We start from the raw sequence: 10,591 nt of genomic DNA, 5'->3' as shown, positions 1-10,591 counted from the left end.
CCTACCCCCCTCCCCCCACCAGCCTCCAACTCCACGATCCAACCTCCCCCCCCCCCCCCCGCCCCCCCCCCCCCCCCCCCCCCCCCCCCCCCCCCCCCCCCCCCCCCCCCCCCCCCCCCCGCGCCAGGTTGAAGGGCTCCAGGATCAATAGATCTTGGAGAACTTTTCGATGTTCGACTTGTCGAACTGGAAGGGCGGAGCCATCGCAGCCGAGTTGGTGTCGTCGAGCGTGACCTTGCCGACACGGCCGATCGACAGCGTCGCGCCCGGCTTGGCTTCTTCCTTCTTCACCGCCAGATCATGGGCGAGGTAGACGGCGGAATAGCCGAGATCGATCGGGTTCCACAGCGCAACCGCCTGCGAAGCGCCATTGTCGATGAACTTCTTGAACTCCGACGGCAGCGCTAGGCCGGTGACGTTGACCTTGCCGATCAGGCCTTCGTCGGTCACCACCTGAGCGGCGGCAACGACGCCGACCGTGGTCGGTGCGATGATCGCCTTGAGGTTCGGATAGGACTTCAGCAGGCCCTTGGCCTCGTCCGTGCTCTTGGCCGAGTCGTCGTCGCCATAGACGGTGGCGACGAGCTTGATCTTGGGGAATTTCTCCGGCAGCACCTTCTTGGCCGCATCGATCCAGGCGTTCTGGTTGGTCGCGGTGGACGAAGCCGACAGGATGGCGACGTCGCCGCCTTCCGGCAGGTAGTCGGCGGCAAGCTTGATGATGGTCTCGCCGATCAGGTTGGTGTCGGAGGGGTTGAGGTGAAGCTGGCGGCCTTCCGGCGCGACGCCTGAATCCCACGAGATGACGGTGATGCCGCGTTCCATCGCCTTCTTCAGCGCCGGTACTAGCGCGTCGGCGTCATTGGCAGAAATGGCAATGGCATTGACCTTCTGGGCGATCAGCGAATTGACCACTTCGATCTGCGCTTCGGCGGTCGCCTTGGTCGGGCCGGTATAGATGATCTCGACATCGCCGAGTTCCTTGGCCGCCTCTTCGGCGCCCTTGTTGGCGGCGTCGAAGAAGCCGTTGCCGAGCGACTTCACCACCAGCGCAATCTTGACGTTTTCGGCATAGGCAGCATTCACGAACATGGCGGCGGAGAACGCCGCCGTAATCATCAATTTCTTCAGAAAGCTCATCGAATATCCTCCCTTGAGCGTTGCATTCCATCGCCGCTGCGGGCGTGAGTTTTTCTCAGGCCTGCAGCGAAGATTCTTCCTTGTTGCTTGCCGTTGTGCGGGCGACGATCAGCGTCACACCGGCGGTCTCCAGCATCTTGGCCTCGCGATCCTCGATGCCGTCGTCGGTGATCACCGTGGCGATGCGCGACAGGCCGCACAGGATCAGACTCGAGCGTTTGCGGAATTTCGAGGAATCGACCAGCACCACCAGCTCGTCTGCCTGGTCGATCAGCTTCTGCTCGGCCTGGATCAACAGTGGGTCGCCTTCCATCAGACCCAGCGGTCCCAGTCCCTGCGCGCCCATGAACATGCGGCGCGCGTAGAAATTGCGCGTCACGTCATTGTCGAAGGGCGACAGGATGATGTTCTGCTCGCGGTAGATGGTTCCGCCCGACAGCATCACCGTGTTCTTGGAATGCCTGAGCAGGTGCTCAGCAATCGGAAAGGAATTGGTGAAGATCGGCATGCGGCGGCCGGTCAGGAAATGCACCATCTGGAAGGTGGTGGTGCCGCCATTGATGATGATCGGCTCGCCATCCTTGCAGAGTTCCACGGCTTCCCGCGCGATTGCCCGCTTCTGCGAGGCGTTGATGGTCTCGTTGACGGAAAACGGCCGGCCGGCAAGGCCGATGAACTGCGGCGGCGACAGCGCCTCGGCACCGCCGCGCACCCGGCGCAGGCGCTTTTGCACATGCAATGCCGCGATGTCGCGCCGGATCGTCGCCTCGGACGATTCCGTCAGGTCGACCATCTCCTGCACCGTCACCACAGGTTTTTCCTGGACGGCGGACAGAATGATCCTGTGGCGCTCTTTCTCGTGCATGGTTCCTCCCTGCTTGAGCATCTAGGCACCCAAAGCGCGCAGTGTCAATCATTTCCGATCAGATAATTTCATTGTGCAATGCAATATGATTGATATTGATCGTTTGTGATTGACAAGACAGCCGCTTGCGTAGAAATTCGGGCAAAAGGGACCCGCGTCGTTTGCGTGTCCCAAAGGGAGGATACCTATGCTCGACAAGCGCTCCGGCACGCGCCTCGCCAATCTTTGGGATGAGGCGAAAGCCCAGGCAATGAGCGAGCCGGAACGTCTCGTCTATCGCTCGAACGTTCTTGGCTCCGACAAGCGCGTCACCAATTATGGCGGCGGCAACACCTCCTCCAAGATCTGGCAAAAGGATCCGCTCACCGGCGAGAGCGTGGAAGTGCTGTGGGTCAAGGGCTCGGGCGGCGACAGCGCCTCGATCAAGCTCGACGGTTTCGCCACGCTCTACATGGATAAATTGCGCGCGCTGAAGGGTCTCTATCGCGGCCTCGAGCATGAGGACGAGATGGTCGGCTATCTGCCGCATTGTACTTTCAATCTCAACCCACGCGCGGCCTCGATCGACACGCCGCTGCATGCCTTCGTGCCGAAGCCGCATGTCGATCATATGCACCCCGACGCCATCATCGCCATTGCCGCCGCCAAGGATTCGCAGGCGCTGACCAAGGAGATCTTCGGCGACACGATCGGCTGGCTGCCATGGAAACGTCCGGGATTCGAGCTCGGCCTATGGCTGGAGAAATTCTGCCTCGAGAACCCCGACGCCAAGGGTGTTGTGCTGGCAAGCCATGGCCTGTTCAGCTGGGGCGACACACCGAAGGAATGCTACGAGACGACGATTTCGGTGATCAACCAGGCGATTGACTGGTTCGAGCGCAAGAGCCAGGGCAAGCCGATCTTCGGCGGCGAAGTGGTCAAATCGCTCGACGCGCCGGCGCGTCGCGCGGTGGCCGCAAAACTGATGCCGAGTATCCGCGGCCTGATCTCGGAGAAAAGCCACAAGCTCGGCCATTTCGACGATTCGCCCGCCGTGCTCGAATTCGTCAATTCCAAGGATTTGCGGCCACTGGCCGCACTTGGCACGTCCTGCCCGGACCATTTCCTGCGCACCAAGATCCGGCCGCTGGTCATCGAGTTCGATCCCAAGGCGCCCGACGTCGATGCCGTCATTGCCCGTCTTGCCGATGATGTGGCGGAGTATCGCGTCGGCTATCAGGCCTATTATGACCGCTGCAAGCACGCGGATTCGCCATCGGTGCGCGATCCCAATGCCGTGGTCTATCTGATGCCAGGCGTCGGCATGTTCACCTTCGCCGGCGACAAGGCGACGGCGCGCATTTCGGGCGAATTCTACGTCAACGCTATCAATGTCATGCGCGGCGCCTCGACGGTGTCGACCTATGTCGGCCTGCCCGACCAGGAAGCTTTTGATATTGAATACTGGCTGCTCGAAGAGGCAAAGCTGCAGCGCCTGCCGAAACCAAAAGCCCTTGCCGGCCAGATCGCGCTGGTCACCGGCGGCGCCGGCGGCATCGGCCGGGCCACCGCCAACCGGCTGCTGCGCGAGGGCGCCTGCGTCGTGCTGGCCGATATCGACGAGGCAGCCCTTGCCAGCGCCAATGACGAGCTTGCCAAGGCCTATGGCAAGGATTTCGTGCGGCCCGTCGTCATCAACGTCACGTCTGAAGATCAGGTAATCTCCGGCTTTGCCGAGACGGCGGTCGAGTTCGGCGGCATCGACATCCTGGTCTCCAATGCTGGCCTGGCATCCGCTGCGCCGATCGAAGAAACCACGCTGGCGCTGTGGAACAAGAACATGGACATCTTGTCGACCGGCTATTTCCTCGTTTCGCGCGAGGCTTTCCGGCTGTTTCGCGCGCAAAAAATCGGCGGCAACGTGGTCTTCGTCGCCTCCAAGAACGGGCTTTCCGCATCGCCCAACGCCGCCGCCTATTGCACGGCCAAGGCCGCCGAGATCCATCTGGCGCGCTGCCTGGCGCTGGAAGGCGCGGAAGCACAGATCCGGGTCAATGTCGTCAATCCCGACGCCGTGCTGCGCGGCTCGAAGATCTGGACCGGCGAGTGGAAGGAACAGCGCGCCGCCGCATACAAGATGTCGACCGACGATCTCGAAGAGCATTACCGCTCGCGCTCGATGCTGAAGCGGTCGGTATTCCCCGAGGACATCGCCGAGGCGATCTACTTCTTCGCCTCCGACATGTCGGCCAAGTCGACCGGCAACATCGTCAATGTCGACGCTGGCAACGCCCAGAGCTTTACGCGGTAATAGTTTGAAGGCGGCGCTGCCCCTCACCCTTACCCTCTCCCCGTAACGACGGGGAGAGGGGGTCGCCAACGCCGGAGCGCTTCCCTTCTTCCCGTCTCTCTACGGGGAGAAGGTGCCGGCAGGCGGATGAGGGGCAGCGCCAACCGAACGCATTTGGGAGGAAACGCAGTGTCCGAAACCATTATCTCCGCCGATGTTGTCGAGAAAGACAACGCGGCACGCAAGGCCGACCTCGAACGCGATTATGACTCGCTCGGCGAGCGCCTCGACCGCCGCGGCATCGCCATCGACGCCATCCGCGACAGGGTCGAGAAATTTGCCGTGGCCATTCCGTCCTGGGGCGTCGGCACCGGCGGCACCCGCTTTGCCCGCTTTCCCGGCGCCGGCGAGCCGCGCGACATTTTCGACAAGATCGAGGATTGCGCCGTCATCCGGCAGTTGACGCAGGCAACGCCGACCGTCTCGCTGCATATTCCGTGGGACAAGGCCGATCCGAACCGGCTGAAGCAGGCCGCATCGCGCTTTGGACTCGGCTTCGACGCCATCAACTCCAACACCTTTTCCGACGCCAGCGACCAGAAACTTTCCTATAAGTTCGGCTCGCTGTCGCATGCCGATGCCGCGACGCGCCAGCAGGCGGTCGAGCACAATCTCGAATGCATCGAGATCGGCAGCACGCTGGGCTCGAAGGCGTTGACGGTGTGGATCGGCGACGGCTCCAACTTTCCCGGCCAGGTCAATTTCGCCAAGGCGTTCGAGCGTTATCTCGACGCGATGAGGGAGATCTATGCCGGACTGCCGAGCGACTGGAAGCTGTTCACCGAGCACAAGATGTACGAGCCGGCCTTCTATTCGACGGTCGTGCAGGACTGGGGCACCAACTACATCATCGCCAAAGAGCTCGGCGACAAGGCGTTTTGCCTGGTTGACCTCGGCCATCACGCGCCCAACGTCAACATCGAGATGATCGTCTCGCGGCTGATACAGTTCAAAAAACTCGGCGGCTTCCATTTCAACGATTCGAAATATGGCGACGACGACCTCGACGCCGGCTCCATCGATCCCTACCGGCTGTTCCTGGTCTTCAACGAGCTGGTCGATGCCGAACTCTCAGGTGCCGAAGGTTTCGATCCGGCCCACATGCTCGACCAGAGCCACAACGTCACCGATCCGATCGAAAGCCTGATGTTGTCGGCAGTTGAGGTGCAGCGCGCCTATGCGCAGGCGCTGCTGGTCGACCGCGAGGCGCTTCAAGGCTTCCAGGACGCCAATGACGCGCTGATGGCGACGCAGACGCTGAAAGCCGCCTACCGCACCGATGTCGAGCCGATCCTCGCCATGGCGCGGCTGAAGACCGGCGGCGCCATCGATCCGGTCGCCGCCTACCGCGCCGCCGGCTACCGGGCGAAGGTCGCAGCAGAACGGCCGGCGGTGGCGAGCGTCGGCGGCGGGATTGTTTGAAGCTGGGGTGAAAATGGAAAACCCGCCACGAAGGGCGGGTCGTTTGAGCCAATTGGCACCACAGCCAGATTAGTAGCATAGCTGCCGGCACAAAGCAAGAACAAATTGCTGAAACGGGAAAAAATTCTGAGAGCCGCAATGAAGCGTGGCCTTGCTGCCAACGCGGCGGCGCTCAGCGGCATCAGTCAAAGATCGCAACGGTGATTACGCAGCGAACCGGCACCAGCATACGACGCCTTTCTCGCATCATTGTCAGTAGACTCGACCTCCCCAAACGGCTTTCCTAGGCTCACCCCAAGCCTCGGAGAACGGCCATGCATTCCACCCGCCGCACCCTGATAGCCGTCAGCCTTTCCCTCACCCTGACTTTTGTCCCGTTCCTCGCCTTTGCCGCCTCGCCGCAGCCGGCGAAGGGCGAGCACGGCATGGTTGTGACCGCCCAGCATCTTGCGTCTGAGGTCGGCATCGAGGTGCTGAAGAAGGGCGGCAATGCCGTCGATGCCGCGGTCGCCGTCGGCTATGCGCTGGCCGTGGTCTATCCGACCGCCGGCAATATCGGCGGCGGCGGCTTCATGACCATCCGCTTCAAGGACGGCCGTTCGACCTTCCTCGATTTCCGCGAGCGCGCGCCGTTGGCCGCGACCAAAACCATGTATCTCGACAAGGACGGCAAGCCGGTGAAGGGCGCCAGTCTTGACGGCTATCTGGCGGTCGGCGTGCCGGGCTCGGTTGCCGGTTTCGAGATGGCACGGGACCAATACGGCACGCTGACGCGGCAGGATTTGCTGGCGCCGGCCATCCGCTTTGCCGAGGAAGGCTTCGTGCTGGAGCAGGGCGATGCGGCCTCGCTCCAGGGCGGCGCGGAGCGGTTGGCGAGGGATCCAGCGGCGGCGGCCATTTTCCTCAAGCCGGACGGCAAGCCTTATGCCATTGGCGAGCGCCTTGTTCAGCCCGATCTCGCGGCTTCGCTTGCCGCCGTTTCCGAACGCGGTGCGGATGCCTTCTACAAAGGCGCGATCGCCGACGCCATCGTCAAGGCGAGCGGCGCAAAGGGCGGCATCCTGGCCAAGGCGGATTTCGAAAACTATGCGGTGCGCGAGCTCAAGCCGGCGACCTGCAATTATCGCGGCTACGAGATCATTTCCTCGCCGCCGCCGAGCTCCGGCGGCGTCATCATCTGCGAGATACTCAACGTGCTTGAGTTCTATCCACTGTCCTATCTCGGCGCCGGCTCGGCCGAGACGGTTCACGTCATGGTCGAGGCGATGCGCCATGCCTATGTTGACCGCAATTCGGCGCTCGGCGATCCCGGCTTCGTCGACAACCCGGTCGCAAAACTGCTCGACAAGAATTACGCCAGGGAAATCCGCGAAAAGATCGATCCGTTCCGGGCCGGCGTGTCGCAGGAATTGATGCCGAAGGGCTTTGGCGAGAGCAGCGAGACAACGCATTATTCGATCATCGACAATGACGGCAACGCCGTCGCGGTAACCTACACGCTGAACGGCTCTTTCGGCGCCGGCGTCGTCGCCGGCGGCACCGGCATCTTGCTCAACAACGAGATGGACGACTTCACCCAGAAACCCGGCGTGCCCAATCTCTATGGCCTGGTCCAGGGCGAGGCGAACGCGATTGCGCCGAAAAAGACGCCGCTGTCGTCGATGAGCCCGACCATCCTCGCCAAAGACGGCAAGCCGTTCATGGTCATCGGCAGCCCTGGCGGTTCACGCATCATCACCATCACGCTGGAGGCGATCGTCAACGTCATCGACCACGGCATGAACATCCAGGAGGCGATCGATACGCCGCGCATCCATCACCAATGGTTGCCCGACACGGTCTATATCGAACCTTTCGGCCTGTCGCCCGACACCGAAAAGCTGCTTACCGGCATGGGCTACCACCTCGATCTTGCCGACACGACCTGGGGCCAGGCGGCCGGCATCCTGGTCGGCGGCAAGAGCCTGACGGAAATCGAGAAGGGTGGTGGCGCCCGCTACAACGGCGCCATCGACAGCCGCGCCGCATCCGGCGAGGCTATCGGGTATTAGACGATGATCCCAAACCGAAGGTCAGCGCAGCAAAAAGTGCAAACCGTTTTCAGGATCACGGTCAACAGGAAGATTTCGCCTTGAATCAGGTGACCAGCGCGATCGTGGACGCAATCAGCATCAGCGCCGCGACGCCGACGAACAGCGCGTAGATGCGCGGCCGGTCGAGCAGAAGCGCATTGCCGGAGATCCATGCGGCGGTGGCGCCGCCAAGCGCGAAAAAGAAGGTGCTGCGGCGCCCGAAGCTCAAGCCGGCGGCCATCAGGCCGCCGATGATCAGGGCGCCGAACACGATGATCACGGCGACTGCGTATTTTTCGAAATCGTTGCTGCCGGCGCTCGGGCCGATCGCGTTCAACCTCGACAGGTCGTCCGGATCGAACGGGCTGGTCGACCCATATTCGTCTTGACCGACAGGCTCATGCATCATTCGTTCTCCGCAAACTGGCAGCAAATCATCAAGCCTCGCCGAGCGCAACCGCTCGTCGAATGTGATCGGCACGGTGTTCAACACTTTCTGGCGGCGGCTTGCCAGAGTTTTTTGGGTTCGTGCTTGATCGCCCCGCTGCCAGGCCCGGTCAAGTGCTTTGCCGGAGCTGAATCTTCAGGCGGCAGTGGCCATGGGCTGCGTCGCCTGAACGGAAGCTCCAAGCACCGCCTGCGCGGTGTCGGCCTGCTTTTCATCGACATGCGCCAGCACCAGGATCACACCTTGTGCGGCATCCGGCTGGCCCGGCTGCTTGCTGATATCGGACAATGTCCCGAGAAGTCTGCCGATAACGCAGCCCAAGACTGCACCGACGAGGGCCGATGCAAGCCATCCCGCGCCGAGGGGATCGATGCCGGGGAGATCAAAGGCGCCGAGGCCGGCCAACAAACCGGCTGCCGCGCCAAGAGCGGCACCGGTGCCTGGATCGCGCAAGACGGCGCCGATTTCGTCATCGTAGGGTCCGATGACACTGATCTCCTGGCGGCCAATTCCAGCCGCCTGAAGCGCTGCGACGGCACGCGCCGCCTGGTCATTGGAATCAAAAAGTCTGCTGATGGTTCGCATTGAAACTGCCTGTTAGGCCCGGCCTTTCCAGAGTGGGGGCAGGGTTCTTGCTGGCTGACGTTGAAAACTGCCCAACACATACGTCGCCCACCGCTCATTTCTGAGCAGCGGGCGACGGCTGCCCGAGCATTCACGTCAATCGATGATCTTGACGATCTTGCGCGTGCCTGGGTCGACGACGACGGTGCGGTTGTCAACGACGACATATCGATATTTGACGGTGGGGACCTCATGAAGTTCGACAGTGTCGGGGAGCGTTGAGCCGATATTGAGCTCCACCCCAGGGATTTTCACCGAGGCCAGCGGCTGCTTTTTCACATACTCCTTGATGACCGTTTCCTGCTGCGGTTCGATGACAACGTCTTGCGCCGCAGCGGCGCCGACACCTGCCAGAAGCAAAAGTCCCGCTGCCGCGGTGGAAAGATGCATTCTCATGGTCGTCTCCTTTGCGAACTCGGGACGCTCTTCGCGCCAAGGCTCATTCGAACGGAAGGCAGCTGAAAACGTTCCGTCGACGGGGCTTCGGTCCCACCCGAGCGGGACCAATCGACGTGTTGTCGCAGGACCTAAGTCTGATCCTTGCGGGCAAAGGGCGGGGCCGTCGCGCAGCCCGGAACCGCCACGGCTCGTACCCGTTGCTGGTTGCACGTTTCGGGAGGATTCCGTGGAAAAATGTAGACGGCCGCCGGTCGCTCGCACCGATCTTCGCTGTTTCCACTCCGATCGAACCCGGCATCTGCGCAGCCCCGTCCCTTCCTGCGCCGATAGGGTTCGCGCGTCACTTTTATGGCGGCGAACCCGCAAATTGCAGCGTGCTTCCGACCAAAATTGACCCTGAGGCGAGGAGAAATGAAATGGCCGACGACAAGAGCAAGCGAGACTTCAGCGACCGCAACCGCGTTTCGGCGGATGAGTATTATGAGGTCGAATATTTCGCGCGGGAAAATGGTATTTCGCCCAGCCAGGTGAGCAAGCTGATCAAAAGGACCGGTGGCGACCGGATGATCCTCTCGCAGGCGGTGAAAGCATTGCGCGAGCGCAAGTGAGATGCCGGCGAAGCCGACGGCTGGAAAGGCACTGATCGCGATCGGCCGAGATCCCGGCCAGCCATCGACAACGTGCCCAGATGCCGACGCTTCGGCCAAGCGCAATGCCCGTTTACTTCTTCGATTCCGATGAAGACGGAATCGTCTATTCCGACGATCAGGGAACGTTATGTGACGATTTCTCGCTGGTCAGGAAAGAAGCCCTTCGCACATTGGCCGAGATGGCCAGGGATGGCCTTCCTCACCGTAGGATCACAGTCAAAGTCCGGGACGGCCATGACGGTCTGGTCCTTGAAGTGGCCTTGACCTTTGCCGTCGAAACGCGGCGTTTCGGCGAGCAGATTTTCCGAATCAACTTGCGCACGAGCTGACGGCTCGATCGTCATCGCGCCGACTATGCCACGTGCCGCGCCGAAATTTCTGGTGCAGACGGCATCTTCCTCAAGGCGGAACATTAGAAGTTTCTAATAGTTATCTCTGCGCAGCGGGAACCTCCCGGGTTTCTGCTGCAGATCGGGCCGCAACCCGATCGGCCCGCGCCCTCCGCCAGAGGCGCGGGCTTCGTTTGTTTAGCCGATGCGCCACGCCGCGCGGCGGCCGCATATTGGAAACCTGCGGGAGCATTAGTAGCATAAGTCGCTACCGCGGCGCCCTGGCGCCCAGGCAACGGAGCCCGTCGTCCGA

The 10,591-nt window shown here is 61.9% G+C and carries 10 protein-coding genes; 6 read left to right on the top strand and 4 right to left on the bottom strand.

Annotation, left to right across the window (positions count from 1 at the left end):
- Window positions 1–144: 144 nt before the first annotated feature.
- Both rhaS and NKI85_RS21770 read right to left on the bottom strand, forming a co-directional pair.
- On the bottom strand, window positions 145–1,140 hold the full coding sequence (gene rhaS, locus NKI85_RS21775) for a rhamnose ABC transporter substrate-binding protein (RefSeq protein WP_352526233.1): 996 nt from the start codon (window positions 1,138–1,140) through the stop codon (window positions 145–147).
- 55 nt (window positions 1,141–1,195) lie between these two features.
- Window positions 1,196–2,005, bottom strand: a complete 810-nt coding sequence (locus tag NKI85_RS21770; protein ID WP_352526234.1) for a DeoR/GlpR family DNA-binding transcription regulator — start codon at window positions 2,003–2,005, stop codon at window positions 1,196–1,198.
- A 187-nt stretch (window positions 2,006–2,192) separates the two neighbouring features.
- Between NKI85_RS21770 and NKI85_RS21765 the strand changes: the two genes are divergently transcribed.
- From NKI85_RS21765 to ggt, 3 genes are all read left to right on the top strand, one after another.
- Window positions 2,193–4,295 carry a bifunctional rhamnulose-1-phosphate aldolase/short-chain dehydrogenase gene (locus NKI85_RS21765; RefSeq protein WP_352526235.1) on the top strand — a complete coding sequence of 701 codons (2,103 nt, stop codon included), beginning with the start codon at window positions 2,193–2,195 and terminating at the stop codon, window positions 4,293–4,295.
- Window positions 4,296–4,463: 168 nt separating this feature from the next.
- On the top strand, window positions 4,464–5,756 hold the full coding sequence (gene rhaI, locus NKI85_RS21760) for an L-rhamnose catabolism isomerase (RefSeq protein WP_352526236.1): 1,293 nt from the start codon (window positions 4,464–4,466) through the stop codon (window positions 5,754–5,756).
- 314 nt (window positions 5,757–6,070) lie between these two features.
- Window positions 6,071–7,807, top strand: coding sequence for a gamma-glutamyltransferase (ggt, locus tag NKI85_RS21755; protein ID WP_352777863.1), 1,737 nt, complete (start codon window positions 6,071–6,073; stop codon window positions 7,805–7,807).
- 85 nt (window positions 7,808–7,892) lie between these two features.
- Here ggt and NKI85_RS21750 read toward each other — a convergent pair whose 3' ends face one another.
- On the bottom strand, window positions 7,893–8,237 hold the full coding sequence (locus NKI85_RS21750; protein ID WP_198030499.1) for a hypothetical protein: 345 nt from the start codon (window positions 8,235–8,237) through the stop codon (window positions 7,893–7,895).
- Between NKI85_RS21750 and NKI85_RS21745 the strand changes: the two genes are divergently transcribed.
- Window positions 8,229–8,864, top strand: coding sequence for a hypothetical protein (locus NKI85_RS21745; protein ID WP_352526238.1), 636 nt, complete (start codon window positions 8,229–8,231; stop codon window positions 8,862–8,864). The genes NKI85_RS21750 and NKI85_RS21745 overlap by 9 nt on opposite strands.
- 132 nt (window positions 8,865–8,996) lie before the next feature.
- On the opposite strand, the gene NKI85_RS21740 is transcribed toward NKI85_RS21745, so the two are convergent.
- Complete coding sequence (locus tag NKI85_RS21740) at window positions 8,997–9,296, bottom strand: DUF1236 domain-containing protein (RefSeq protein ID WP_352777861.1); 300 nt, start codon at window positions 9,294–9,296, stop codon at window positions 8,997–8,999.
- A gap of 419 nt (window positions 9,297–9,715) precedes the next feature.
- Between NKI85_RS21740 and NKI85_RS21735 the strand changes: the two genes are divergently transcribed.
- Window positions 9,716–9,907: a DUF3606 domain-containing protein gene (locus NKI85_RS21735; RefSeq protein WP_352526242.1), complete on the top strand. Its 192-nt coding sequence runs from the start codon at window positions 9,716–9,718 to the stop codon at window positions 9,905–9,907.
- Window positions 9,908–9,987: 80 nt separating this feature from the next.
- Window positions 9,988–10,278: a DUF6894 family protein gene (locus NKI85_RS37940; protein WP_502896202.1), complete on the top strand. Its 291-nt coding sequence runs from the start codon at window positions 9,988–9,990 to the stop codon at window positions 10,276–10,278.
- Window positions 10,279–10,591: the final 313 nt, after the last annotated feature.

Origin of the sequence: Mesorhizobium sp. M0571 (assembly GCF_040320985.1) — a bacterium.
GTDB lineage: Bacteria > Pseudomonadota > Alphaproteobacteria > Rhizobiales > Rhizobiaceae > Mesorhizobium.
Note: the sequence above shows the minus strand (reverse complement) of the source record. Positions and strands in the feature narration are given on the sequence as shown.

Excerpts from the sequence above, each read along its gene's own strand:
- rhaS (WP_352526233.1), bottom strand. The coding sequence starts at position 1,140 with ATGAGCTTTCTGAAGAAATTGATGATTACGGCGGCGTTCTCCGCCGCC.
- NKI85_RS21770 (WP_352526234.1), bottom strand. The coding sequence starts at position 2,005 with ATGCACGAGAAAGAGCGCCACAGGATCATTCTGTCCGCCGTCCAGGAA.
- NKI85_RS21765 (WP_352526235.1), top strand. The coding sequence starts at position 2,193 with ATGCTCGACAAGCGCTCCGGCACGCGCCTCGCCAATCTTTGGGATGAG.
- ggt (WP_352777863.1), top strand. The coding sequence starts at position 6,071 with ATGCATTCCACCCGCCGCACCCTGATAGCCGTCAGCCTTTCCCTCACC.
- NKI85_RS21745 (WP_352526238.1), top strand. The coding sequence starts at position 8,229 with ATGCATCATTCGTTCTCCGCAAACTGGCAGCAAATCATCAAGCCTCGC.
- NKI85_RS21750 (WP_198030499.1), bottom strand. The coding sequence starts at position 8,237 with ATGATGCATGAGCCTGTCGGTCAAGACGAATATGGGTCGACCAGCCCG.
- NKI85_RS21740 (WP_352777861.1), bottom strand. The coding sequence starts at position 9,296 with ATGAGAATGCATCTTTCCACCGCGGCAGCGGGACTTTTGCTTCTGGCA.
- NKI85_RS21735 (WP_352526242.1), top strand. The coding sequence starts at position 9,716 with ATGGCCGACGACAAGAGCAAGCGAGACTTCAGCGACCGCAACCGCGTT.
- NKI85_RS37940 (WP_502896202.1), top strand. The coding sequence starts at position 9,988 with ATGCCGACGCTTCGGCCAAGCGCAATGCCCGTTTACTTCTTCGATTCC.